This is a genomic window from Promicromonospora sp. Marseille-Q5078, assembly GCF_050315395.1.
Lineage (GTDB): Bacteria > Actinomycetota > Actinomycetes > Actinomycetales > Cellulomonadaceae > Isoptericola.
In genome coordinates this window covers 2,584,728-2,610,123 of sequence record NZ_JBNPQG010000001.1, presented here as the reverse complement: position 1 = coordinate 2,610,123, position 25,396 = coordinate 2,584,728, and the positions used below count along the sequence as shown (strand labels likewise).

The 25,396-nt window shown below is 73.7% G+C and carries 19 protein-coding genes and 1 pseudogene; 14 read left to right on the top strand and 6 right to left on the bottom strand.

The genetic code is table 11. The annotated features are described in order from the left end of the window. Positions 1-126: 126 nt before the first annotated feature. Positions 127-342, bottom strand: coding sequence for a DUF7455 domain-containing protein (locus ACQFYA_RS12145; protein WP_499124448.1), 216 nt, complete (start codon positions 340-342; stop codon positions 127-129). Between the two features lie 135 nt (positions 343-477). Between ACQFYA_RS12145 and ACQFYA_RS12140 the strand changes: the two genes are divergently transcribed. The 9 genes from ACQFYA_RS12140 to ACQFYA_RS12100 all read left to right on the top strand — a co-directional run bounded on the left by ACQFYA_RS12140 (position 478) and on the right by ACQFYA_RS12100 (position 11,423). After that, a complete protein-coding gene (locus ACQFYA_RS12140; RefSeq protein ID WP_499124446.1) occupies positions 478-2,604 on the top strand; it encodes a DNA gyrase/topoisomerase IV subunit B in 2,127 nt (708 codons plus the stop codon). A gap of 71 nt (positions 2,605-2,675) precedes the next feature. Continuing rightward, on the top strand, positions 2,676-3,095 hold the full coding sequence (locus ACQFYA_RS12135; RefSeq protein WP_499124443.1) for a DUF4430 domain-containing protein: 420 nt from the start codon (positions 2,676-2,678) through the stop codon (positions 3,093-3,095). Beyond that, the gene (locus ACQFYA_RS12130) at positions 3,092-3,736 is read left to right on the top strand and encodes a DUF6580 family putative transport protein (RefSeq protein WP_499124442.1); all 645 of its coding nucleotides are present in this window, start codon (positions 3,092-3,094) and stop codon (positions 3,734-3,736) included. The genes ACQFYA_RS12135 and ACQFYA_RS12130 overlap by 4 nt, the downstream gene beginning before the upstream one ends. Positions 3,737-3,797: 61 nt before the next feature. Then, positions 3,798-4,142, top strand: coding sequence for a DUF2200 domain-containing protein (locus tag ACQFYA_RS12125; RefSeq protein WP_499124440.1), 345 nt, complete (start codon positions 3,798-3,800; stop codon positions 4,140-4,142). A gap of 116 nt (positions 4,143-4,258) precedes the next feature. Beyond that, positions 4,259-5,254, top strand: coding sequence for an IS481 family transposase (locus tag ACQFYA_RS12120; protein ID WP_499127523.1), 996 nt, complete (start codon positions 4,259-4,261; stop codon positions 5,252-5,254). Positions 5,255-5,362: 108 nt separating this feature from the next. Then, positions 5,363-7,099 (top strand): ABC transporter ATP-binding protein, encoded by a 1,737-nt coding sequence (locus ACQFYA_RS12115; protein ID WP_499124438.1) that lies wholly within the window; start codon positions 5,363-5,365, stop codon positions 7,097-7,099. Next, positions 7,099-8,874: an ABC transporter transmembrane domain-containing protein gene (locus tag ACQFYA_RS12110; protein ID WP_499124436.1), complete on the top strand. Its 1,776-nt coding sequence runs from the start codon at positions 7,099-7,101 to the stop codon at positions 8,872-8,874. The genes ACQFYA_RS12115 and ACQFYA_RS12110 overlap by 1 nt, the downstream gene beginning before the upstream one ends. Positions 8,875-9,036: 162 nt before the next feature. Next, on the top strand, positions 9,037-10,311 hold the full coding sequence (locus ACQFYA_RS12105) for a class I SAM-dependent methyltransferase (RefSeq protein ID WP_499124433.1): 1,275 nt from the start codon (positions 9,037-9,039) through the stop codon (positions 10,309-10,311). 116 nt (positions 10,312-10,427) lie between these two features. Then, positions 10,428-11,423 carry an IS481 family transposase gene (locus ACQFYA_RS12100; RefSeq protein ID WP_499127521.1) on the top strand — a complete coding sequence of 332 codons (996 nt, stop codon included), beginning with the start codon at positions 10,428-10,430 and terminating at the stop codon, positions 11,421-11,423. Here ACQFYA_RS12100 and ACQFYA_RS12095 read toward each other — a convergent pair. The 3 genes from ACQFYA_RS12095 to ACQFYA_RS12085 all read right to left on the bottom strand — a co-directional run bounded on the left by ACQFYA_RS12095 (position 11,386) and on the right by ACQFYA_RS12085 (position 16,548). Further along, positions 11,386-11,982, bottom strand: coding sequence for a hypothetical protein (locus tag ACQFYA_RS12095; RefSeq protein WP_499124430.1), 597 nt, complete (start codon positions 11,980-11,982; stop codon positions 11,386-11,388). The two genes, ACQFYA_RS12100 and ACQFYA_RS12095, sit on opposite strands and share 38 nt — an antisense overlap. Before the next feature lie 34 nt (positions 11,983-12,016). Beyond that, positions 12,017-15,592: a methionine synthase gene (gene metH, locus ACQFYA_RS12090; protein ID WP_499124428.1), complete on the bottom strand. Its 3,576-nt coding sequence runs from the start codon at positions 15,590-15,592 to the stop codon at positions 12,017-12,019. A 62-nt stretch (positions 15,593-15,654) separates the two neighbouring features. Beyond that, complete coding sequence (locus ACQFYA_RS12085) at positions 15,655-16,548, bottom strand: SMP-30/gluconolactonase/LRE family protein (RefSeq protein WP_499124426.1); 894 nt, start codon at positions 16,546-16,548, stop codon at positions 15,655-15,657. Between the two features lie 128 nt (positions 16,549-16,676). Between ACQFYA_RS12085 and ACQFYA_RS12080 the strand changes: the two genes are divergently transcribed. Further along, complete coding sequence (locus ACQFYA_RS12080) at positions 16,677-17,792, top strand: GNAT family N-acetyltransferase (RefSeq protein WP_499124424.1); 1,116 nt, start codon at positions 16,677-16,679, stop codon at positions 17,790-17,792. Between the two features lie 115 nt (positions 17,793-17,907). Next, complete coding sequence (locus ACQFYA_RS12075; protein ID WP_499124421.1) at positions 17,908-18,657, top strand: lysoplasmalogenase family protein; 750 nt, start codon at positions 17,908-17,910, stop codon at positions 18,655-18,657. Here the strand turns inward: ACQFYA_RS12075 and ACQFYA_RS12070 are convergent. After that, positions 18,570-19,031: a GNAT family N-acetyltransferase gene (locus tag ACQFYA_RS12070; RefSeq protein ID WP_499124419.1), complete on the bottom strand. Its 462-nt coding sequence runs from the start codon at positions 19,029-19,031 to the stop codon at positions 18,570-18,572. The two genes, ACQFYA_RS12075 and ACQFYA_RS12070, sit on opposite strands and share 88 nt — an antisense overlap. Before the next feature lie 50 nt (positions 19,032-19,081). Here ACQFYA_RS12070 and ACQFYA_RS12065 point away from each other — a divergent pair. Then, positions 19,082-19,513: pseudogene (locus ACQFYA_RS12065) on the top strand (alpha/beta fold hydrolase); the annotation flags it as partial. A 79-nt stretch (positions 19,514-19,592) separates the two neighbouring features. After that, complete coding sequence (locus ACQFYA_RS12060) at positions 19,593-19,787, top strand: hypothetical protein (protein WP_499127642.1); 195 nt, start codon at positions 19,593-19,595, stop codon at positions 19,785-19,787. 119 nt (positions 19,788-19,906) lie between these two features. Here ACQFYA_RS12060 and ACQFYA_RS12055 read toward each other — a convergent pair whose 3' ends face one another. Continuing rightward, on the bottom strand, positions 19,907-22,390 hold the full coding sequence (locus ACQFYA_RS12055; RefSeq protein WP_499124417.1) for a DNA gyrase/topoisomerase IV subunit A: 2,484 nt from the start codon (positions 22,388-22,390) through the stop codon (positions 19,907-19,909). 135 nt (positions 22,391-22,525) lie between these two features. On the opposite strand from ACQFYA_RS12055, the gene ACQFYA_RS12050 reads away from it, so the two are divergent. Continuing rightward, positions 22,526-25,330 (top strand): GNAT family N-acetyltransferase, encoded by a 2,805-nt coding sequence (locus ACQFYA_RS12050; RefSeq protein WP_499124415.1) that lies wholly within the window; start codon positions 22,526-22,528, stop codon positions 25,328-25,330. The last annotated feature ends 66 nt before the right edge of the window (positions 25,331-25,396 follow it).

The window sequence follows — 25,396 nt, the reverse complement described above, 5'->3', positions numbered from 1 at the left end:
CGGCGGCGTGTGACGGCCACGGAGGGTGAGATGAGGGCCGGACGGGGTGAAACCCGGGCGCCGACGCGCGAGAGCCCCGCACCGGTCGGTGCGGGGCTCTCGTCGGTCGGTGTGCTGCGTCCGGGGTCAGCGGGCCCCGTGCTCGGCGTGGAGCCGGTCCGTCTCGTCCTGGACGTGGACGGCGACGCCCTCGTAGGCGCCCGCGTGCGCGCGTGCGTGGTGTCCGCAGAAGAGGAGCTCTCCGACGGGCAGGACCACTCGCACGTACGCCTGGGCACCGCAGCGGTCGCAGCGGTCGGCGGCGGTCAGCGGCTGGGTCGGTTCGGCTGTCGTGGTGCTCACGTCTCCATCCAACCAGACGGGTGGCCCGGAGCATCCCGGACCCGGGCCAGGTTCGCTCCCGGCATAGCGGCGTGGAGCACACCCGGGCGGCGTGGGCCGACGGTACAGGCGTTCGAGTCGTCTACCCTCGTTCCCGTGACAGCCACCTCCGAGTCCGGGTACACCGCACGCCACCTGACGGTCCTCGAGGGCCTCGAGGCGGTGCGCAAGCGCCCCGGCATGTACATCGGGTCCACGGACTCGCGCGGCCTCATGCACTGTCTGTGGGAGATCATCGACAACTCCGTCGACGAGGCGCTGGGCGGCCACGCGACGACGATCCGCGTCATCCTGCACGCGGACTCGTCCGTGACGGTCGAGGACGACGGGCGCGGCATCCCCGTCGACATCGAGCCGAAGACGGGGCTGTCCGGCGTCGAGGTGGTCTTCACCAAGCTGCACGCGGGCGGGAAGTTCGGTGGCGGGTCGTACACCGCCACGGGTGGCCTGCACGGCGTCGGCGCCTCGGTCGTCAACGCGCTCTCCGCGCGCCTGGACGTCGAGGTCGACCTCTCCGGCAAGACGCACCGCATGACGTTCCACCGCGGCGAGCCGGGCGTCTTCGCCGACCCGGCGGCCGGCCCGTCACCGGAGTCCCCGTTCGAGCCGTTCGTGTCCGGGTCCGAGCTCGCCGTCGTGGGCAAGGTCAAGCGCGGCGTCACCGGCACCCGCGTGCGGTACTGGGCGGACCGGCAGGTCTTCCCGAAGACGGCGGTGTTCAGCTACGACGAGCTGGTCACCCGCGCACGCCAGACGACGTTCCTCGTGCCTGGCCTCAAGCTCACGGTGCGCGACGAGCGCGGGCTGCCCGGCACGCCGGGGGAGACCGGCCCGCACGAGGAGGTCTTCCAGCACGACGGCGGCGCGGTGGACTTCGTCGAGTTCCTCGCCCCGGACGCGCCGGTGACGGCCACCTGGCAGCTGCGGGGCAGCGGGCACTTCACCGAGACCGTCCCGGTGCTGGACTCGCGGGGGCACATGTCCCCGCAGGATGTGCAGCGCGAGTGCGAGGTGGACGTGGCCCTGCGCTGGGGCGGCGGCTACGAGACCGAGCTGCGCACGTTCGTCAACATCATCGCCACGCCCAAGGGCGGGTCGCACCTGTCGGGGTTCGAGCAGGGCCTGCTCAAGACGGTGCGCAAGCAGATCGAGGCGAACGCGCGGCGGCTGAAGGTCTCCACGAAGGACGCCGCGGAGCGCATCGAGAAGGACGACGTCCTCGCCGGCCTGACGGCGGTGGTCACCGTGCGGCTGGCCGAGCCGCAGTTCGAGGGGCAGACCAAGGAGGTGCTCGGCACCGCGCCGGTGCGCGCCATCGTGTCCCGCGTCGTCGAGAAGGAGCTGGGCGCGCTGCTGACGTCGTCCAAGCGCGACGAGAAGGCGCAGTCGGCGCTGCTGCTCGACAAGGTGGTCGCCGAGATGCGCGCCCGTGTCACGGCGCGCAAGCAGAAGGAGATCTCCCGGCGCAAGAACGCCCTCGAGGCGTCGTCGCTGCCGGCGAAGCTCGCCGACTGCCGCAGCGACGACGTGACCCGCAGCGAGCTGTTCATCGTCGAGGGCGACAGTGCCCTCGGCACGGCGAAGCTCGCCCGCTCGAGCGACTTCCAGGCGCTGCTGCCGATCCGCGGCAAGATCCTCAACGTCCAGAAGGCGTCGATCAGCGACATGCTCCGCAACGCGGAGTGCGCCGCGATCATCCAGGTGCTCGGCGCGGGCTCCGGCCGGTCGTTCGACCTGGACGCCGCGCGGTACGGCAAGGTCGTGCTCATGACCGACGCCGACGTCGACGGCGCCCACATCCGGACCCTGCTGCTGACGCTGTTCTACCGGTACATGCGGCCCCTCCTCGAGGCCGGCCGCGTGTTCGCGGCCGTACCGCCGCTGCACCGCGTGGAGGTGCTGGGCGCCGGCCGGCGCAAGAACGAGTACCTGTACACGTACTCGGAGGCCGAGCTGACCGCGACGCTGAAGAAGCTGGACCGCGCCGGCCGCCGGTACAAGGAGGACATCCAGCGCTACAAGGGCCTGGGGGAGATGGACGCGGACCAGCTCGCCGAGACCACGATGGACCCGCGGCACCGCACGCTGCGGCGCGCGACCGTCGAGCACGCCGAGGCGGCCGAGCGCGTGTTCGAGCTGCTCATGGGCAGCGACGTCGCCCCGCGCAAGGAGTTCATCGTCGCCGGCGCGAGCACGCTGGACCAGTCGCGGATCGACGCCTGACCCGGCCGGCGCCGCCGTCCGGATCGCGGCCCGAGCGGCGGGCGGCCTCGGGTGATGGGTACCCTCTGGCCGTGAAGATCCCCCGCACGACCTCCTCCCGACTGCTCGCGCTGCTCCCGGCCGCGGCCCTGGCCGCCGGCCTGCTCGCCGGGTGCTCCGGCGACGGGTCGTCCGACGCCGGCTCCACGGCGTCCGCCAGCGCCTCCGCGGACCCCAGCGAGCAGGTGGCGGAGAACATCAGCGAGTTCTCCTACGCGGGCGAGGACGGCAAGACGGCGCTCGAGCTGCTCGTGCAGCACGACCCGGACGCGCAGGTGCAGGGCAAGGGCGAGCAGGCCTTCGTGACCACGATCCAGGGGCACGAGGCCGACCCGGACACCGAGTTCTGGGGCCTGTACGTCGACGACACGATGGCCCAGGTCGGGGCGGGGTCGCTCGAGACGAAGGACGGGCAGACCATCACGTGGAAGCTCGAGGAGATCGAGAAGTGACCGCCGAGGACCTGACGACCCGCCTCGCCCCTCCGCTCCCCGCGCGCGAGCTCGCGCGCCGCTGGTGGCGCCCGGCGCTCGCCGTCCTGCTCGTCGCGGGCGCCGTCGTCTGGCGCCTGGTGAAGGACGACCTCGGCGCGCCCCCGAACCTCGAGCTCTCGACGGCGGCGGCGTTCGCCGCGGCCGGGCTGCTGCGTCACCGGCTCGCAATGCTCGCGCCCCTGGTCGTCGTCGCCCTGAGCGACGTGCTGCTCGGCAACTCGTCCGTCCTGGTGTTCACCTGGAGCGCGTGGGCCGCGATCGGCGTCGGCGCCTGGTGGGCGGGGCGCACCCGGGGCACGGCGGGCCGCCTGGTCGCCGCGCTGGGGTTCGGCGTCGGCAGCTCGCTGTTCTTCTACCTGTGGACCAACGCGGGCGTGTGGTGGCTGGGGCGCGGCACGTTCTACCCGGAGGGCCTCGACGGCCTGCTCGCGAGCTACGTCGCGGGGCTGCCGTTCCTGCGGCCCATGCTGCTGGGCAACCTGGTGCTGGTGCCGCTCGCGGCGGGGCTCGTCGCCACGGTGGAGCGGCTCGAGCGCGCCGCCGTGCCCGCCGCATCGCTGGCCACGAAGCCCACCGCCCGGGTCTATCCCGCGCGGTAGCCTCGACGGCGACCGACACGACAGGAGGCGACGACCGATGGTCGCAGACCGGATCCGGCGGATGCCCTTCGCCCGCATCTACCCGCTCTACGTGCAGAAGGTGGAGCGCAAGGAGCGCAGCACGGACGACCTCGACCGCGTCCTCACCTGGCTCACCGGGTACGACGACGCCGGGCTCGAGCAGGCGGTCGCCGACGAGGTCGACCTGGAGACCTTCTTCGCCGAGGCGCCGGCCATGAACCCGAACGCGTCGCTCATCACGGGCGTCATCTGCGGCGTGCGCGTCGAGGAGATCGAGGACCCGCTGATGCAGCGGATCCGTTGGATGGACAAGCTGGTCGACGAGGTCGCCAAGGGCAAGAAGATGACCTCGATCCTGCGCGGCGGCGCCGGCGCGGCGGCCTAACTGTGATGTCCAGGGACGTTGTCCCGTTCGGATCCGGTGAGCCTGTCTGACAGACGAAGGCCTCCGGTTGTGAAGTGGAGCTGTCGAGGAACCACTTCCACCCACCGGAGGCCTTCGTGTCCCACGCTAACGCCCTGCTGACTCCGAAGACGCGGCTGCGTCTGGCGCTGCTGATCGTCGAGTCGGGCTGGACCCACGCCGCCGCGGCGAAGATGTTCATGGTCTCGCCGCGCACTGCGAAGAAATGGGCCGATCGATACCGGGCCGAGGGCACGGCCGGCATGGCCGACCGCAGCTCGCGCCCGCACCACAGCCCGACCCGCACTCCGCAGCCGGTCGTCAAGGCGATCGTGCGACTGCGTTGGCGCCACCGGCTCGGCCCGGTTCAGATCGCTGGCCGGCTCGGCATCCCGGCCGCGACCGTGCATGCCGTCCTCGTGCGCTGCCGGATCAACCGGCTCTGGCGCATCGACCGGGTCACCGGAGAACCGTTGCGCCGCTACGAGCACGATCACCCCGGATCGTTGATCCATGTGGACGTGACCAAGTTCGGCAACATCCCCGACGGCGGCGGGTGGCGGTATGTCGGCAAGTCGCAGGGCGACCGCAACCGTGCCGCGACCGTGACCGAACGCCGCAAGGGTCGCGTGCGGGGACCGCTGGTCGGCACCGCATTCGTGCACACCGTGATCGACGACCACTCCCGTGTCGCCTACGCCGAGATCCACGCCGACGAGAAGGCCCCGACCGCGATCGGCGTCCTGCAACGCGCCCAGACCTGGTTCGCCGATCACGGCATCACCATCGAGCGAGTCCTGTCCGACAACGGCGCCGCCTACAAGTCCCACGCCTGGGCCCACGCATGCACGGACCTCGGAATCGTGCACAAGCGCACCCGCCCCTACCGCCCGCAGACGAACGGCAAGATCGAGCGATTCCACCGGACCCTGGCTGACGGATGGGCCTACGCCCGCTTCTACGACTCAACCAGCCAGCGCAACGCTGCCCTGCCCGGATGGCTCCACTTCTACAATCACCATCGAGCCCACTCCGCCATCGGCGGCCAGCCACCGATCACCCGGCTGACCAACCTCCCTGGACATCACACCTAACCCTCCGTCCCTCTCATCTGGCGGCGCTTGCCAAGCGCACGGCTGCCGCTCTAGCGTGCGCGTCAAAGGTGATCGATCACCTCACGATGGCGTCGAGGGGAGCCGAGGGTGCACACGCGGGCCGTTGCACGGGGCGACTGGCTGTTCCTCTGGCCGTACTTCCGGCGCGAGCGGAGGCGCCTCGCGGTCCTCGGTGCGGCGCTGCTCGGCGCGACGGCGGCAGCGCTCGCCAGCCCGTTCGTGGTCCGCGAGTTCATCGACGGCGTCGTCGCGGGCTCGCTCGACGCCGCGGCCTCGACCCGCCTCGTGCTGGTCTTCGGTGCGCTGGGGCTGGCGCGGTACGCCCTGTCGGCGGCCGAGGCCGGCCTGGCCGAGTCCGTGGCCTGGCGCTCGACGAACCGGCTCCGGGAGGACGTGCTGCAGCACGCAGTCGACCTCCCGCTGCAGGCGCACCACGCCGCGACGCCGGGGGAGTGGGTCGAGCGGGTGGACGGCGACATCAGCCTCCTGAGCAACCTGTTCTCCCGGTTCGTGATCACGATCGTGGGCGAGCTGCTGGTCGTCGCCGGCGTGGTGTCGGCCCTGTTCGCGGTCGACCGGCAGATCAGCCTGCTCTTCCTCGTCTGTCTCCTGCTGGGGCTGGCCGGCATCCGCTGGGTCGCGAACCGGGGGCGCGGGGCCTACCGCGTCAGCCGGGGCGCGGTCGCGCGCTTCATGGGGTACGTCGAGGAGCGCCTGCGCGGTGTCGAGGACCTGCAGACCCTCGGCGCCGTCGACCACGCGATGGACGGGTTCATGGGCCACCACCGGAGGGTGCTGCGCACGGACCTGAGGGCCGCCCTGGTCGGCAGCAGCCTGGTCTGGGCCTCCGCGTCGGTCTTCACGGCGGTCGTGACGGCGCTGGCGCTGGGGCTCGCGGGCCTGCGGTTCGGCCAGGGGGCCCTGACGATCGGGACGGTGTACCTGGTGTTCTCCTTCACGCAGCAGCTCCAGGAGCCGCTCATCCGCCTCTCGCACCAGCTGCAGGACTACCAGCGCGCGATGGCCGGACTGAGCCGCACCCGCGAGATCCTCGACACCCCGACCGAGCGGCGCGGCGGGTCGGCGTCGCTCCCCGCCGACCCGCGCGAGGTGGCGTTCGACGGCGTGACCTTCGGGTACACGCCCGGCCGGCCGGTGGTCTCCGGTCTGAGTCTCACGCTGCGGCCCGGTCAGACTCTCGGGGTGGTCGGCCGCACCGGGGCGGGGAAGTCCACGGTCGCCAAGCTGCTGGCCGGGCTGGCACGCCCGGACCGGGGGCAGGTCCGGCTGGGCGGGGTGGACACCGCGAGCGTCGACATCGGCGAGCTGCGCGCCCAGGTGGCACTGGTCACCCAGGACGTCTTCGTGCTGGACGCCACGGTGCGCGACAACGTGACCCTCATGGACCCGGGCGTGACGGAGGCGCAGGTGGTCGACGCGCTGGCCGCCCTCGGCCTGACCGAGTGGGTCCAGCGGCTGCCGGACGGCCTCGACACCCGGGTGAACGAGCATGTGATGTCGGCAGGGGAGGCGCAGCTGCTGGCCCTGACCCGGGTGCTGATCCGCGACCCGGCCGTCGTCGTCCTCGACGAGGCGTCCGCGCGCCTGGACCCGGCGACCGAACGCCGGCTCGACGGCGCGTTGCGCCCGGCGCTGCAGGGCCGCACGGCCGTGGTGATCGCGCACCGTCTCACGACGCTGGACCGGGTGGACCAGATCGCCGTGATCGACGACGGTCGGCTCGTCGAGCTCGGGCCGCGCGACGAGCTCCTGGCCGACGAGAGGTCGCGGTTCGCGACGATGGTGCAGCAGGGAGGTGCGTGATGGCTCGGCGCGGTCGCGGGCTCGAGGGCGCTCGCCGGCGCGGGGACGTCGGCAGGCTCGGGCTGCTGCGGGGCATGACGGCGCCGCACCTGCCGCTGTTCGTCGCCGACGTGGTCACCGGCATCGCCTTCTTCCTCTGCGGGGTCGTGCCCGGGCTCGCGCTGCGCGCGTACCTCAACGGCCTGCCCACCCAGGCCACGGCCTGGGCCGTCCCGCTGGCACCGCTGCTGGCCTACCTCGGATTCAAGGTGGCCGAGGCGGTCGGCGCGGCGGGGTGGATGGCGGTCGACACCGTGTTCCGCTACCGGATCTACCACGACGTGCGGGTCCGGCTCACCGAGCGGCTGCTGCGTCGTCCGGGTGCCGTGCCGCCGCCGGTCCCGACGGGCGACATCCTGTCGCGCTACCGCGAGGACACCGTCGAGGTGGCCGAGGTGCTGGGCAAGCGCGGGTTCCAGCTGGTCACCTCCTCCGTGGTCACCAGCACCGTGACCCTCGGGTTCCTGTTCTCCATCAGCCTGCGGATCACCCTGCTGGCCGTGCTCCCGACGCTCGGGATCGCGGTGCTCGCGTTCGCCGCCAGCCGGCGGATCAAGGAACTGCAGCAGCACACCCGGCAGACCGCCGGCGACGTGTCCGCCTTCCTGCAGGACGCGTTCGCCGGGATCGAGACGATCAAGGCCAACGACGCCGGGCGGAACGTAGTGGCGCGGGCGCGCCAGATCAACGACCGGCGGCGCCACGCCGCCGTCCTGAACGGGGTGTTCGGCGGCATCCTCGCCTCCAGCCAGAGCGTGGTCGTCCTCCTGGGCACCGCCCTGGTGATGTGGACCTCCGCCGCGGGGATCCGCGAGGGCACGTTCGAGGTCGGCGACTTCGCCTACTTCGTCTACGCGCTGGGCACCCTCGGCACCCTGGTGAACGCCGTGGGCCAGTTCGTGAGCCGGTTCCAGCGCTTCAGCGTGACCGGCGACCGGCTCCGGGAGATCCTGCCCGACGGGCGGCTGCGCGACCTCACGGAGCCGACGCCGCGCCTGCCGGACCCTGAGCCCGTACCCGGCGCGGCGCCGGTGCACGGGGCCGCTGCCGACGCCCCCGTCCTCGAGGTCCGCGGGCTGCGCTACGACCACCCCGGCGGCGAGCCCGGCGTCCGCGGGTTCGACCTCACCGCCCGGCCCGGCGAGCTCGTGGTGATCACCGGCCCGGTCGGCGCCGGGAAGACCACGCTGCTGCGGACCATCCAGGGGACCCTGCCGCGCTCGACCGGCAGCGTGTCCGTCCGGGGTCGAGGGCTGCCGCCCGGCGTCGCGCTGGCCCCGCCGTCCATGTCGCTGACGCCCCAGGCGCCCCACGTGTTCAGCGACACCCTCGCCACCAACGTGCTGCTGGGCCGGCCGCGGTCCGTGCTGCCCGGCGTGCTCGCCACCAGCACCCTGGACCACGACGTGGCACGGATCCCCGACGGTGTGGACGCGGAGATCGGGCCGCAGGGTCACCGGCTGTCCGGCGGCCAGCTGCACCGGCTCGCCGCGGCCCGGATGCTCGCCCGGCCCGCCGACGTCCTGCTCGTCGACGACCTGTCCGCCTCCCTCGACGTCGACACCGAGCGGCAGCTCCTGCGCCACCTGCTCGCCGAGGCCCGGGACAGCGTGCTGGTCGTGGTGAGCAACCGGCCCTCGGTGCTCGCGCTCGCCAGCCAGCGGCACGAGCTCCCGGGCCGGGACGTCGGCGAGGTCGGTCCGGGCGCGGCCGCTCGGCGCGCCCCGAGCCCCTAGTCGCCGCCGGGTGCAGCGGTCGACGGCGAGCCCCGGCCGTGTCGGGGGGCCATGGCAGCATCGCTCCTGCTCGTGAGGCGCACGTCACGTCGCCGCGGATGCGGGGTGTGACGAGGACCAGGTCGTCCGGTGCGGCTCGCCGGGGCCCTGGGAGGAGCACGCATGACCGTGGAGGAGCTCGCCCACCGTCGTCGCTTCGTCGACACGATCAGGGCGGAGGGATTCCTGCACCTCGACGCGGTGGAGGCCGCGCTGCTGACGGTCGATCGATCCGCGTTCGCCCCGGGAAGGCCGTTGTCCGAGGTGTACGGCTCGGGCAGCGTCGTCACCGAGACCGACGCCGACGGGAGAGGCACCAGTGCGGTGTCGGCGGGCTGGCTGCAGGCCGTGATGCTCGAGGCGTCCGGCCTGCGCCCCGGGATGCGGGTCGTCGAGGTCGGGTCCGGCGGGTACAACGCCTCGTTGCTGTCCCAGGTGGTCGGTGCCGCCGGCGAGGTCGTGTCCGTCGACATCAGCGGGAGCGTGCTGGAGCGCGCGAGGGCCGGGATGTCGAGCCAGGTCAGGCCACCGGAGAACGTCGTGCTGCTGCGGGCGGACGCCTGGGCGCCCGACGTCCCCGACCCCGGGCCGATCGACTCGCTCGTCGTCACGGTCGACGTCTGGGACCTCCCGTGGGCGCTCGTCGACCGTGTGCACGAGGGCGGCACCGTCGTCGTGCCGATGCGCCTGGACGGCCTGGGCGTCTGCCTGGGGCTCACGAAGCGCGGGCGCGCGTTGGTCGGGGGGATCGCGACCGCCGCCGGCTTCGTCCCGGCGACGGGACAGGGGAGCCATGCCGCGAACTACGTCTGGGACCGCGCGCACGCCACCGCCTTGTCGTCGAGCTGCTCGTTGCCGCTCTCGTCGGACCAGCTGGACGACGTCCTGTCCAGGGGCCGTGAGGTCGTCCGCACGGGCGTGCTCGTCGAGGACGTCGCCGTCGCCGAGCTCTTTCTCTGGCTCCTGTCCCACGGGGGGAGCACGGCGCTGTGGGGCACGGGCTCGGGTGCCAGGGTCGATGGCTTCACGGCGCTGAGCCCTCGCGGGACGCCGGCGTACCTGGCCCCGGGCAGGGGGTTCGCCACCCTCGCCGTCGACAAGCAGGGCGGCCCGCCGTTCGAGCTCACCGTCGCCGTCTACGGCGACGCCGGTGCGGAGGCCTTGGAGATGGTGCGGGTCGTCCGCGAGTGGGAGGCGTGGGCCGAGCGGGCCTCCGGTGTCGACGTCCGGCTCCGGGCACGGTCGGACGCGGACCCGTCGCCCGCCGCCCCGGAGCGGACCTCGGTCGGCTGGGCCCGTGTCCCCGATGGGTCGTTCGAGCTCGACGAGGGCCGGCCGGGCACGGTGGTCCACGTGGGCTGGGGCCCGACGGCGGTCGCCGGCGCCGCGGCCGACTAGCTGTGATGTCCAGGGACGTTGTCCCGTTCGGATCCGGTGAGCCTGTCTGACAGACGAAGGCCTCCGGTTGTGAAGTGGAGCTGTCGAGGAACCACTTCCACCCACCGGAGGCCTTCGTGTCCCACGCTAACGCCCTGCTGACTCCGAAGACGCGGCTGCGTCTGGCGCTGCTGATCGTCGAGTCGGGCTGGACCCACGCCGCCGCGGCGAAGATGTTCATGGTCTCGCCGCGCACTGCGAAGAAATGGGCCGATCGATACCGGGCCGAGGGCACGGCCGGCATGGCCGACCGCAGCTCGCGCCCGCACCACAGCCCGACCCGCACTCCGCAGCCGGTCGTCAAGGCGATCGTGCGACTGCGTTGGCGCCACCGGCTCGGCCCGGTTCAGATCGCTGGCCGGCTCGGCATCCCGGCCGCGACCGTGCATGCCGTCCTCGTGCGCTGCCGGATCAACCGGCTCTGGCGCATCGACCGGGTCACCGGAGAACCGTTGCGCCGCTACGAGCACGATCACCCCGGATCGTTGATCCATGTGGACGTGACCAAGTTCGGCAACATCCCCGACGGCGGCGGGTGGCGGTATGTCGGCAAGTCGCAGGGCGACCGCAACCGTGCCGCGACCGTGACCGAACGCCGCAAGGGTCGCGTGCGGGGACCGCTGGTCGGCACCGCATTCGTGCACACCGTGATCGACGACCACTCCCGTGTCGCCTACGCCGAGATCCACGCCGACGAGAAGGCCCCGACCGCGATCGGCGTCCTGCAACGCGCCCAGACCTGGTTCGCCGATCACGGCATCACCATCGAGCGAGTCCTGTCCGACAACGGCGCCGCCTACAAGTCCCACGCCTGGGCCCACGCATGCACGGACCTCGGAATCGTGCACAAGCGCACCCGCCCCTACCGCCCGCAGACGAACGGCAAGATCGAGCGATTCCACCGGACCCTGGCTGACGGATGGGCCTACGCCCGCTTCTACGACTCAACCAGCCAGCGCAACGCTGCCCTGCCCGGATGGCTCCACTTCTACAATCACCATCGAGCCCACTCCGCCATCGGCGGCCAGCCACCGATCACCCGGCTGACCAACCTCCCTGGACATCACAACTAGCTGGTCGCCAGCCTGGAGCGTCGAGGTTCTTCGCGGCGAGCCAGTCGAGAACGACGTCGGCGACGCTGCGCCATCCGGCGTCGATGGTGAGCGAGTGCCCGCGGCCGTCGAACCCGTGGCACTCGGTGCCGGATGTGAGCAGCAGCGGACCGCGCGCCGCCTGGTGGGTGTCGATCGCCGTGGGCGAGCTGCGTCGGAAGTTGGCCGTGGCGTCCTCGAACAGGGAGCGGCCCGGACCGGGGATCGTCCACGCCTCGAAGAGCGCGTCAGACTCGTCCTGGGTGAGGGCGTTGCCGAAGCTGTAGCGGAACTGCTGGGCGGTCAGCACGACCGTGCGCGTCTTGTTCGCCGGGTCGTCCGGCACCTGGACGGACAGGCTCCGGTCCCGGCCCTGCTCGAGGCGCAGGTAGCACTCGGTGCTGATGCCGGCCAGGACCGCGACCTCCTCGCGCCTGAGCCCGGCGACACGCCGCAGCCCGACGTCGATCGACAGACCGACATCCGCCGGTTGCAGGTACTTGCGCCGCACCACGTACTGCCGGTCGCCGTGCCGCGACACGGACACTCGACGATTTCGCCCGCACCCGGAGCGATCACACCGAGAAGTACTTCGCCTCGGGGTGGTGGAAGACGAAGGCGTCGGTGGACTGTTCGGGGTGCAGCTGCAGCTCGTCGGAGAGCGTCACCCCGACGCGCTCGGGGCGGAGCAGCTCGACGACCTTGCGGCGGTCCTCCATGTCGGGGCACGCGGGGTAGCCGAGGGAGAACCGGGCACCGCGGTACTTCAGCTTGAACAAGCCTTCGACGTCGTCGGGCTCCTCGTCCGCGTAGCCGAGCTCGTCACGCACGCGCGCGTGCCAGAACTCCGCCAGCGCCTCGGTGAGCTGCACGGACAGGCCGTGCAGCTCCATGTACTCGCGGTACTTGTTCGCCTCGAAGAGCTTCGCGGTGTGGGCCGAGACCAGGTCGCCGACGGTCACGAGCTGCACGGGCAGCACGTCGAACCGCCCGGACTCCTCGACGAAGGAGCGCGGCCGCACGAAGTCGGCCAGGCACAGGTGCCGGTCGCGGCGCTGGCGGGGGAACCGGAACCGCAGGCGCTCGGTGCCCGGCTCGCCGCCGGAGCCGCCGTCGGGCCCCTCGTGGTGCGCCACCACCAGGTCGTCGCCGTCGGACCACACCGGGAAGTACCCGTAGACCACCGTGGGGTCCATGATCGTGTCGGTGCGGATCCGCTCGAGCCACTCGGCAAGGCGGGGTCGGCCCTCGGTCTCGACGAGCTCCTCGTACGACGCGCCGTCGTCGCCGCGGCCCGGCTTGAGGCCCCACTGGCCCATGAACGTGGCGCGCTCGTCGAGGAACGCCGCGTAGTCGGCGAGCTGGACGCCCTTGACGACGCGGGTGCCCCAGAACGGGGGAGCGGGCACGGGGTTGTCGGCGGCGACGTCGGAGCGCGCGGGAAGCTCGGACTCGGGGGTCTCGACAAGCTCGACCCGCGAGTGGCGACGCTTGCGCAGCGCGGGCAGCCCGACCTCGTCCGGAGAGGCGCCGCGCGCGATCGCCACCAGCGGCTCCATGAGCCGCAGCCCCTCGAAGGCGTCCTTCGCGTACCGGACGGTGCCGGGGAACGCCGAGGCGAGGTCGTCCTCGACGAACGTGCGGGTCAGGGCCGCGCCGCCGAGCAGCACCGGCCAGCGTCGGTCCAGCCCGCGCGACGCGAGCTCGGCCAGGTTCTCCTTCATCACGACGGTCGACTTCACCAGCAGGCCGGACATCCCGATGACGTCCGCGTCGTGCTGCTCGGCGGCCTCGATCATCGCGGAGACCGGCTGCTTGATGCCGATGTTGACGACGGTGTAGCCGTTGTTCGTGAGGATGATGTCGACGAGGTTCTTGCCGATGTCGTGCACGTCGCCGCGCACGGTGGCGAGCACGACCGTGCCCTTCGAGCGTTCCTCGCCGCCGTCGACCTTCTCCATGTGCGGCTCGAGCAGCGCGACGGCGGACTTCATCACCTCGGCGGACTGCAGCACGAACGGCAGCTGCATCTGGCCCGAGCCGAAGAGCTCGCCCACGGTCTTCATGCCGCCGAGCAGGTAGGTGTTGACGATGTCGAGCGCCTTGGTGCCGTCCGCCAGCGCCTCGTCGATGTCGTCCTCGAGGCCCTTGCGCGCGCCGTCGACGATGCGGCGCTCCAGGCGCTCGCCGACCGGCAGCGCGGCGAGCTCGGCCGCGCGCTGGTCGCGCATCGCGGTCGCGTCCACGCCGGAGAACAGCTCGAGCAGGTGCGACAGGGGATCGTGGACCAGGGTGCCCTCGTCGTCGTAGCGGCGCCGGTCGAACACCAGGTCCTCGGCGGCCTCCCACTGCTCGTCGGGGATCGCGGTGCGGGGCAGGATCTTCGCGGCGTGCACGATGGCGGAGTCGAGCCCGGCCTTCGTCGCCTCGTGCAGGAAGACGGAGTTGAGCACCGTGCGCGCCGCCGGGTTGAGCCCGAACGACACGTTGGAGACGCCGAGCGTCGTGTGCACGCCGGGGTGGCGGGAGGTGAGCTCGCGGATGGCCTCGATGGTCTCGATGGCGTCGCGGCGCGTCTCCTCCTGCCCCGTCGCGATGGGGAAGGTCAGGGTGTCCACGATGATGTCCTCGACGTGCATGCCCCAGTCGCCGGTGAGCTGGGTGATGAGGCGTTCGGCGATCGCGACCTTGGTCTCCGTGGTGCGGGCCTGGCCCTCCTCGTCGATGGTCAGCGCGATGACGGCGGCCCCGTGCTCGCGCACCAGGGGCATGATCCGGGCGTACCGCGACCCGGGGGCGTCGCCGTCCTCGAAGTTCACCGAGTTCACGACGGCGCGGCCGCCCACCAGCTCGAGCCCGGCCTGGATGACCGCCGGCTCGGTGGAGTCGATGACCAGCGGCAGCGTGGACGCCGACGCGAGCCGCGAGACGACCGCCTGCACGTCCGCGACGCCGTCGCGGCCCACGTAGTCGACGCAGACGTCGAGCAGGTGCGCGCCGTCGCGGGTCTGGGCGCGGGCGATGTCGACGACGTCGTCCCACCGCTCCTCGAGCATCGCGTCCCGGAACGCCTTGGAGCCGTTGGCGTTGGTGCGCTCGCCGATCGCGAGGTAGGAGGTGTCCTGGCGCAGGTCCGTGTGCGAGTAGAGCGACGCGACGCCGTTCTCCCGCACGGGGTTGCGGTCCGGCAGCTCGCGGCCGCGCACCGCCTCGACCACCTGGCGCAGGTGCTCCGGCGTGGTGCCGCAGCAGCCGCCCACCAGGCCCAGGCCGAACTCGCCCACGAACTGGGTGTGGGCCGCGGCGAGCTCCTCGGGGGTCAGCGGGTACACCGCGCCGTTCGGCCCGAGCTCCGGCAGGCCCGCGTTCGGCATGCACGTCACCGGCACGTCGGCGTGCTGGGACAGGTGGCGCAGGTGCTCGCTCATCTGGTCCGGGCCGGTGGCGCAGTTCAGGCCGATGGCGTCGACGCCGACGGCCTGGAGCGTCGTCAGCGCGGCGCCGATCTCGGAGCCCATGAGCATGGTGCCCGTGGTCTCGACGGTCACGGACGCGATGACCGGCACGTCGCGCCCGACGTCCCGGATCGCGTCGTGGCACCCGGTCACCGCGGCCTTGGTCTGCAGCAGGTCCTGGCTCGTCTCGACGAGCAGGGCGTCCGCGCCGCCCTCGAGCAGCCCGGCGGCCTGCTCCGCGAACGTGGCGCGCAGGTGCGCGTACGTGGTGTGCCCGAGGCTCGGCAGCTTGGTTCCCGGGCCCATCGACCCGAGCACCCAGCGCGGGTGGTCGGGCGTGGTGAAGGCGTCGGCCCGGCGCCGGGCGAGCGCGGCGCCCGCGCGGGCCAGCTCGCGGATGCGGTCGTCGATGCCGTAGTCGGACAGGTTGGACCAGTTGGCGCCGAACGTGTTGGTCTCGATCGCGTCGACCCCGACCTCGAGGTACGCGTCGTGCACGCTCGTGATGATGTCCGGCCGGGAGACGTTGAGGATCTCGTTGCAGCCCTCGTGGCCCTCGTAGTCGCCCAGCGTCGGGTCCGCGTCCTGGATCATGGTGCCCATCGCGCCGTCGGCCACCACGACGCGCGTGCGGAGTGCCTCGCGCAGGGCGGTGGAACGGGCGTCGGCGGAGGCGAGATCGAGCGTGGTCGTCACCCGTGCAGCGTAACGGCGAGACGGGCGCGTCGGACGGCGCGTCCACCCCGGCCCCGACCTGCTCAGACCAGCGGCGCGCCGTTCACGGTGAGCAGGAGCGAGTACACCGACGTCGACGCCGTGACGAACAGTCGGTTGCGCTTGGGCCCGCCGAACGCGAGGTTCGACACCTGCTCGGGCAGGTGGATCCGGCCGAGCAGCGTGCCGTCGGGGTCGAGCACGTGGAGCGCCTCGCCGGCAGCCACCCAGACGCGGCCCGCGGTGTCGACGCGCACGCCGTCCGGCCCGCCGTCGAGGTCCGCGACGACCTCGCCGCCCGCGAGGCGCTCGCCGTCGACGTCGAAGCCGCGCACGTGCCGCCGGTGCGTGTCCGCGACGTACAGGCGCCGGCCGTCCACCGAGAACGCCAGCCCGTTGGGCCGCTCGAGGTCGGTCGCGACGGCGGACACAGCGCCAGTGGCGGGGTCGACCCGGTACACGTGGCACCCGTCGATCTCGGGGTCCGCGCGGTGGCCCTCGTAGTCGCTCGTGATGCCGTACGGGGGGTCGGTGAACCAGACGGCGCCGTCGGCCGACACGACGACGTCGTTGGGGCTGTTGAGACGCCTGCCCTCCCAGCGGTCGGCCAGCACGGTGGTCGAGCCGTCGTGCTCCGTGCGCACGACGCGTCGCGGGCCCTGCTGGCAGGTGACCACCCGCCCCTGGCGGTCGATCGTGCGGCCGTTCGCGTACCCGGCGGGGGAGTCGAGGACGCTCACCGAGCCGTCGGTCTCGTCCCAGCGCAGTACGCGGTCGTTCGGGATGTCGCTGAACAGCAGGTAGCGGCCGGCGGGCACGTAGAGCGGGCCCTCCGTCCAGCGGGACCCGGTCCAGAGCCGCTCGAGGCGGCTGTCGCCGCCGACCGCCTCGAAGCGGTCGTCGAGGCGTTCGTACACGGCGGGGGTCGTGTCGGTCATCGCACGCTCCGTTGCGGGTCTGCACTGGTCAGGACGCTGCACCGTGCCACACGGGGCGCGCTCCCGGCAACCGGTGCCGGCGCCGAAATGCCGTGCGTCCGCGGCGTCCGTCGCCCTACCGTGAAGGCATGGCCCAGACCGACCTCCTCGCGCCGATCGCCGAGCGCGCCGCGGCCCCTGCCGTCCTGCCCGCGCCGGCCGCGGGCGGGCTGACCTGGCGCCCGGCCACCCCTGCCGACGCCGCCGCGCTGCTGGCGCTGCGGAACACCGTCGCCGCGGCTGACGCCGAGCCGTACCGGGAGGTGCTGCCCGAGATCGTCGAGATCCTCGAGGCGCCCTGGCGCGACCTCGAGTCCGACACGGTGCTCGGCGTCGGCGCCGACGGCGCGCTGCGCGCCTACGGCTACGTCGAGGTCATGCCCGGCGACACCCGGCTCGTGCGCGCCTTCCTCTGGGGCGCCGTGCACCCCGACCGACGCGGCGAGGGCATCGGGCGCGAGCTCTTCGCCTGGCAGGTCGCTCGGGCCCGGCAGGTGCTCGCGGCCTGCGGCAAGGAGGTCCCGGCGCGGATCGCGTCGTTCCTCGAGGACGACGCCCCGGCGGCCAAGGTCCGGCTGTTCGAGCGCGGCGGATTCACGCCGCGCCGCTACTACTCCGACCTGGAGCGCGACCTGCGCGACCTGGACGCCCGCCCGGTCCCCGCCGTCGAGCCGGACGGCGGGCTGCTGCTCGTGCCGCTCGCCGAGGAGCACGACGAGGCGACCCGGCTCGCCCACAACGACGCGTTCCGGGACCACTGGGGCAGCCAGCCGATGACCCCCGAGCAGTGGCGGAGCGGGCGCAGCATGTACGCCCCCGAGTGGTCGTTCGTCGTCGTCGACCCGGCCCCGGACGTCGACGCGCTGCTCGCCGACCCGGCCACCGACGCCGAGACCGCGGCCGCGCTGCGTGCCGGGGAGCCGCTCGTCGTCGGGTACCACGTCGCGTCCCGGTACACCGAGGACTTCGCGGTGCGGGGGTACCCGTTCGGCTACACGGACATCCTCGGCGTCCGCCGCGCGTACCGCGGGCGCAAGGTCGCCGTCGCCCTGCTCGCCGCGGGGATGCGCGCGTTCGCCGCCGACGGGATGGCGGCCGCCGCGCTCGACGTCGACACGCAGAACCCGAGCGGCGCGCACGGCCTCTACGCGAGCCTGGGCTACGCCAAGCGGCACGGGTCGCGGCTGCTGTCGATCGAGCTCTGACACCCGGATCTGACCTCGAGCCCTGAGCGCGGGCCCCGATCCGGGCGTCGGGGTCCTGCGCTTCCGGCCGGGGCGAGGTTTCGGCCGGGCCACCGCGGGGCCTAGGCTGCGCGGCGTGACCGACGCCGTTCATCCCGGGCTGCTCCCGGTGCCGCCGCCGCGGCTCCTGCCCACCGTCGCCGCGCGCGCCGCCGCCGTCGCGCTCGCCATGCTTGCCGTGCTGCACCTCGTGGTCCAGGTGGCCGAGGCGAGCACGTGGGCCCGCGCCACGCAGGTCTGCCTCATGCCGCTGCTCGCGGTCACGCTGTGGTGCGCGGCGCCCGCGCCCCGGTCGCGGCTGGTCCGCGGCGTGCTGGTGGCGCTCGGGCTGTCCTGGCTGGGCGACACGGCGCCCGCGGCGTTCGGCGGGGACGCCGCCTTCCTCGTGATGGTGGGCTTCTTCCTGCTCGCGCAGGTCGCGTACGTCGCGGCCTTCTGGCCCCACCGGCGCGAGAGCGTCGCCCGCCGGCCGGTGCTCCTGCTGCCCTACGCGGCGGCGGCCGTGGCGCTCGTCGCGGCCTGCGCCCCCGGTGCCCCGGGGCCCCTGCTCGCCGCCGTCGTGGTGTACGGGGCGTGCCTGGTCGTCATGGCGGTCCTGGCCACGGGCGTGCACCCGCTCGCCGGGGTGGGCGGGGCGGTCTTCCTGGCGTCCGACGCGATGATCGCGCTCGGGGCGTTCACCGGCTGGTCCGCTCCGCCCGCGTCGGGATTCTGGGTGATGCTCACCTACGTCGCCGGTCAGGCCCTGCTGGTCGCCGGGGTGCTCGCGCGCAGCTCCAGCCAGGTCTCGGGCTCGGGCACGGGCGTGAAGCCGGCGCGCTCGTAGATGCGCCGCCCGTCGTCGGAGGCCTTGAGGAGGATCCGCTTCAGGCCGAGGGTCTGGAGGTCGGCGAGGGCCCCCGCGACGACGGCGCGGCCCAGCCCGTTCCCGCGGTGCGCGGGGTCGACGACGACGTCGGCAAGCCAGGCGAAGGTGGCGCCGTCGGTGACGACCCGCGCGTAGGCGACCAGGGAGCCCGTGCCACGGTGGTGCACGGCGTAGCTCCGCGAGCCGGCGATCGCCGCGTCCTGCACCTCCCGGGGGCGCCCGGCGGCCCAGTACGCGTGCTCCGCCAGGAGCGCGTGCACGCGCGCCGCGTCGATCCGGGCGGCGTCGGCGCAGAAGTCGTAGTCGGGGTGGAGGTCCGGGAGGTCGGGCACGTCGTCAGTGAAGCAGCGGTCGTGTCGGAGGTCACACCTAGTCTCGGGTCATGGACATCATCCTGGTTCCCGGCTTCTGGCTCGACGCCTCCGCGTGGGACGAGGTCGTCCCGGTGCTCGAGCAGGCCGGGCACACCGCGCACGCCCTGACGCTGCCCGGGCTGGGCTCGAAGGACGCCGACCGCTCCGGCATCCATCTCGCGGACCACGTCGACGCCGTCGTCGCGGCGATCGACGCCCTGCCCGCCGACGCCCCGGTGGCGCTCGCGGGCCACTCGGCCTCCGGCGGGCTCGTCTACGCCGCGACGGACGCGCGGCCCGGGCGCGTGGCGCACGTCGTCTACGTGGACTCCGGCCCGATGGGGGACGGGCACGCGATCAACGCCGACCTGCCCGCCGACGTCGTCGACCACCCGCTCGTCTGGGACGACTTCGACGAGGACTCGCTGCGCGACATGACCGCCGAGGTCCGTGCCGCGGTCGAGGCCCGGTCGGCCCCCCCAGCCGGCGGGGACCGTCCGGGAGGCGCACCGGCTCTCCGACGACACGCGGCGGCTCGACGTGCCGACCACCGTCATCGCCTCGGAGATGTCGGCCGACGTGCTCCGCAGCCTCATGGAGCAGGAGCACCCGTTCGTCGCCGAGCTGGCGAAGCTGCACGACTACGAGATCGTCGACCTGCCCACGGGCCACTGGCCGATGTTCACGCGGCCGGCGGACCTGGGGGCGGCGATCGTCGAGGCCGTCGCCCGTTGACCTGGTCTGATCCGACCTCGTCTGACCTGACCTGACGGACCGTCGAGAACGGGATCTGTCGCGGCATCGAGTCCGCTGCCGCGACAGATCCCGTTCTGGGACGGCGAAGGGCGGAACGGTCAGCCGACCGCGGCGACCGGGGCGGCGAGAGGCTGGCCCGAGCCGTCGCGACGGTCGGTGCTCTCGGGCAGCTCGACGGGCTGGCCGGCGCCGCCCACGGCGCGGGCCGGGCCCTCGCCCACCCAGGCGAGGACGAGGCCGTCCTCGCCCTTGAGGAACCGGTGGGCCCGCACGCCGCCCGTGCCGCGGCCCTTGCCCGGGTACAGCTCGTACGGAGTGACCTTGGCCGACCCGCCACCCGTGCCCGGCAGGGCGCCCGACGTGCCGGCGACCGTGACCACGGTGTGCAGGTCGCGCGTCGCGGCCCGTGCGACGCCGAAGAAGACGACCCGCTGGCCGGCCCCGAGCCGGATGCCCGCCATCCCGGCCGCGGACCGGCCCTGCGGCCGCACGGCCGACGCGTCGAAGTGCAGCAGGCTCGCGTCGGAGGCCACGAAGACCAGCTCGTCGCCCTCGCCCACCGGGGCCGCGCCCACCACGCGGTCGTCGTCCTTGAGGGCGATGACGTCCCACTCGTCGCGGTTCGCGGGCACGTCGCCCGCCGTGACGCGCTTGACGACGCCGTTCGCCGTGCCGAGCGCGAGCGTCGGGGCGTCCTCCTCCAGGGAGACCACGGCCAGCGCCGACTCGCCCGGTGCGAGCGCGACCAGCTCGCTCACGGGGATGCCCCCTGACAGCGACGGGGACCCGTCGACCGGGGGGAGCGCCGGCAGGTCGAGCACCGACACGCGCAGCAGCCGGCCCGCCGTGGTGACGAGGCCGACGTCGCCGCGGGTGCTCGTCGCCACGTCGCCGCGCACCGCGTCGTGGGCGTGCCGCCGGCCCGACCGCTCGACGGGGGCGTCGGCCGCCTCGCCCGAGGTGCGGGCGAGCAGCCCCGTGGCGGACAGCAGCGCGCGGGTGGGGGAGTCCGCGATCTCCAGGCTGATGGCCGGCGCCTTGTTGCGCCCGTTCGTCGCGGCGGGCGCGGTGGCGCCGCCCGCGGAGTCGAGCAGCACCGTGCGGCGCGGGGTGCCGTAGGTCGCCGCCACCTCGCCCATCTCGGCGCTCACCACGGCGCGCAGGCGGGCGTCGTCCGCGAGGATCTCCTGGAGCTCGGCGATCTCGCGCTCGAGCTCCGACTTCTCCTTCTCCAGCTCGATGCGGGAGAACTTGGTGAGCCGCCGCAGCTGCAGGTCGAGGATGTAGGTGGCCTGGGGCTCCGACAGGTCGAAGACGCTCATGAGACGCTCGCGCGCGGCGCCGGCGTCGTCGGAGGAGCGGATGACCTGGATGACCTCGTCGATGTCGACGATGGCGAGCAGCAGGCCCTCGACCAGGTGCAGGCGCTCCTGGCGCTTGGCGAGCCGGAAGGTGGACCGGCGGCGCACGACGTCGATGCGGTGGTCCACCCACACCCGCAGCAGCTCCAGCAGGCCGAGCGTGCGCGGCTGGCCGTCCACCAGCGCCACGTTGTTGATGCCGAACGAGTCCTCGAGCGGGGTGGTGCGGTACAGCTGCTCGAGCACCGCGTCGGGGTCGAAGCCTGTCTTCACCTCGACCACCAGGCGCAGGCCGTGGGCGCGGTCGGTGAGGTCCTGCACGTTGGTGACGCCCTGGATCTTCTTGGCCTTCACGCCGTCGGCGATCTTCTCGATCACCTTCTCGGGGCCCACCCCGTAGGGCAGCTCCGTCACGACGATCCCCTTGCGCCGCGGGGTGACGTTCTCGATCCGCGCCGTCGCGCGGGTGCGGAACGACCCGCGCCCCGTGCGGTACGCGTCGCGCACGCCCTCGAGGCCGACGATCTTGCCGCCGGAGGGCAGGTCCGGGCCGGGCACGAAGCGCATGACGTCGTCGAGCGTGGCCTCGGGCCGCGCGAGCACGTGCTGGGCCGCGGCGACCACCTCGACGAGGTTGTGCGGGGCCATGTTCGTCGCCATGCCCACAGCGATGCCGGACGCGCCGTTGACCAGCAGGTTCGGGACGGCGGAGGGCAGCACCGACGGCTGGGTGAGCTTGTTGTCGTAGTTCGGGACGAAGTCGACGACGTCCTCGTCCAGGCCGGCGGTCATCGCCGTCGACGGCGGGGCGAGGCGGGCCTCGGTGTACCGGGGCGCGGCCGGGCCGTCGTCGAGCGAGCCGAAGTTGCCGTGGCCGTCGATCAGGGGCAGGCGCATCGAGAAGTCCTGCGCGAGGCGCACGAGGGCGTCGTAGATCGCGGTGTCGCCGTGCGGGTGCAGCTTGCCCATGACCTCGCCGACCACGCGGGAGGACTTCACGTGGGCGCGGTCGGGCCGCAGGCCCATGTCGGCCATCATGTACAGGATCCGGCGGTGCACCGGCTTGAGGCCGTCGCGGGCGTCGGGCAGCGCGCGGGAGTAGATCACCGAGTACGCGTACTCGAGGAAGGACGCCTCCATCTCCGCCGCGACGTCGATGTCGACGATCTTCTCGTCGAACGGCTCGTCGGTGGCGGGTGCGCTGCTGCTCTTGCGCGCCATGCGGTGCGGCTCCTGGGGATCGGGTGACGGGCACGGTGGCTCTCGGGGGACGGCAAGACTCTAGTCGCCGGCGCCCACAGGCCCGCGCAGGCGCGGCGACGAGCCACCGTCAGGGGGCCCGGATAGCCTGCACGGGTGGACGGACCCGACCAGCCCGACGACCCGGCCCCCGGCTCGGCGACGTCCTCGTACCCGGTCGCGTGGGAGGCGGACGTCGTGCTGCGCGACGGCACGACCATGCACCTGCGCCCGCTGCGGCCCGAGGACGCCGACGCGATCCAGCGCTTCCAGGAGGCGCAGTCCGAGCGCTCGGCGTACTTCCGCTTCTTCGCGCCCGTGCGCCGCCTCACGGAGCGGGAGCTGACCCGCCTCACGCACCTCGACCAGCACGACCGGGTGGCGCTCCTCGCGGTGCGCCCCGGGGTCGACGACGAGGGGCGGCCGCGCGAGGACGTGCTCGGCGTCGCGCGGTACGACAAGATCTCCGGCGGCGAGGCGGAGGTCGCGTTCAACATCGCGGACGCGATGCAGGGCAAGGGCCTGGGCTCGGTGCTCCTGGAGCACGTCGCGGCCGCGGCGCGCGAGCGCGGCGTGCGCCGTTTCACGGCGGAGGTGCTGCCGCAGAACTCCTCGATGCTCGCGGTGTTCCGCGACGCCGGGTACGCGGTGAGCCAGCACCTCGACGACGGGGTGGTGACGGTCGCGTTCGACCTGGATCCCACCGAGCGCTCCCGCGAGGTCATGGCGGACCGGGAGCACCGCGCCGAGGCGCGCTCGATGCAGACGCTCCTGTCCGCGCGCCGCGTGCTGCTCGTCGGCCCCGGGCCCGCCGGTCCGGGGCCCGCGACGCCCGAGCATCATCTCGCGCAGCGGGTGGTCGACGCCGCGCTCGCCGACCCGGGCGACACGGAGCTCACGGTGCTCGGCGCCCCCGCGCCCGTCCCGGACGCCCCCGGCGTCACGGCCGCGGCGACGTGGGACGAGGCGCTCCGCGGCGCCGGGGACGACGCGGGCGAGAGGGCGGACGCGGCCGTCGACGTCGCCCTGCTCGCGGTGGGACCGGACGAGGCCGTCGAGGCGGTGCGGCGCCTCACCGGCCGCGGCGTGCGCGGCGTGGTCGTGCTCGCCGCGGGCTACGCCGAGACCGGCCCGGACGGGCTGGCCCGGCAGCGCGAGCTGGTGCGCGCCGCGCACGCCGGCGGGATGCGCGTGGTCGGCCCCGCGTCGTTCGGCCTGCTCACGACGACGCCGGGCGCGCGGCTGCACGCGAGCCTCGCCCTGCGGCCCCCGCGCGCCGGGGCGGTCGGGATGTTCTGCCAGTCGGCGCCCGCGGCCGTCACGCTCACCGCGACGCTGGAGCGGCGCGGGCTCGGGGTGTCGGCGCTGCTGTCCGCCGGGCACCGCGCCGACGTGTCCGGCAACGACCTCATGCAGTTCTGGGAGGACGACCCGCGCACCTCGGTGGTCTGCCTGTACCTCGAGTCGATCGGCAACCCGCGCAAGTTCTCCCGGATCGCGCGCCGGCTCGCCGCGGTGAAGCCGGTCGTCGTGGTGGTCGCGGGGCGGTCGGGGCAGGTCGTGCCCCCCGGGCACGCCGTGCGCGCGACGCGGGCGCCGCGCCGCCTGCTCGACGAGATGCTGCGCCAGTCCGGGGTGATCCGCGCGGAGAACACCCACCAGCTCATGGACGTCGCGCAGGTGCTGGCCCACCAGCCCCTGCCGACCGGGAGCCGGGTCGGCATCCTCGCGTCGTCGGCGGCCCTGGCCGCGCTCGTGGCGGAGGCGGCGGCCGCCGCGGGGCTCGTCGTCGCGGCGTCGTCCGACTTCCTGCCGCCCGACGCGACCGACGAGCAGATCGCCCAGGTGACCGGCGCCCTGTACGCGCCGGGCGCGTGCGACGTCGTCGTCGCCGTCGACGTGCCGGTGGTCGTGCCGCGGACCGGCGCCGTGGCGCGCGCCGTCGCCGAGGCGGCCGCACGGACCGGGCGCACGACGGTGGCGTCGATGCTCGGGCTCAGCGGCCTCCCGGACGAGCTGGCGGCGACCGGCCCCGACGGCACGCCCGTGCGCATCCCCGCGTTCTCCACCCCCGAGGACGCGGTGACGGCGCTCGGCAAGGTCGTCACGTACGCGCGCTGGCGCACGGAGGACCGGGGCACGCACGTGCGGCCCGAGGGGACGGACGCCCGCCGGGCGCGCCGGCTCGTGGAGGGCTGGCTCGCCGCCGCCGAGCGCGAGGGCGCGGACGGCCGCGCCCTCACCCAGGACGAGACCGCGGAGCTGCTGGACTGCTACGGGCTGCGGCTGTGGCGCTCGCGGACGGTGCGCACCGCCGACGAGGCCGTGGCGGCGGCCGACGAGCTGGGCTGGCCCGTGGCCCTCAAGACCGCGTCGGCGGCGCTGCGCCACCGCACCGACCTGGGCGGGGTGCGACTGGACATCGCCGACCAGGCCGAGCTGCGCGCGGACGTGGAGCGCATGCGGCAGGTCGCGCACGACGTGCTGGGGGAGGCCGACCCGGCGATGGAGGTGCAGCCCATGGCCCCGGTGGGCGTGCCCTGCGTGATCCGCTCGGGCGAGGACCCGCTGTTCGGGCCCAAGGTCTCGTTCGGGCTGGCGGGCGACGCGACCGACCTGCTCGACGACGTCGCCTACGGCATCCCGCCCCTGACGGACGTCGACGTGGCGGCCATGGTCCGCACGGTCCGCGCCGCGCCGCGCCTCTTCGGGTACGGGGGCGCCCCGCCGGCGGACATCGACGCCGTCGAGGACGTGCTGGCGCGGGTCTCGGTGCTCGCCGACGACCTGCCCGAGCTCGCGTCGCTGGAGCTGTACCCCGTCGTCGCCGGCTCCGCGGGCGTCAGCGTGCTGCACGCCGGCGTGCGGCTGCGCTCGGCGGCGCAGCGCGCGGACGCGCCGCGCCGGGCGCTCCCGGGCTGACGCTGCCGGGCTGACGCCGGCGGGCACGGGGCGGGCTGGGGACGACGGTGGTCACGCCCGGCGCGG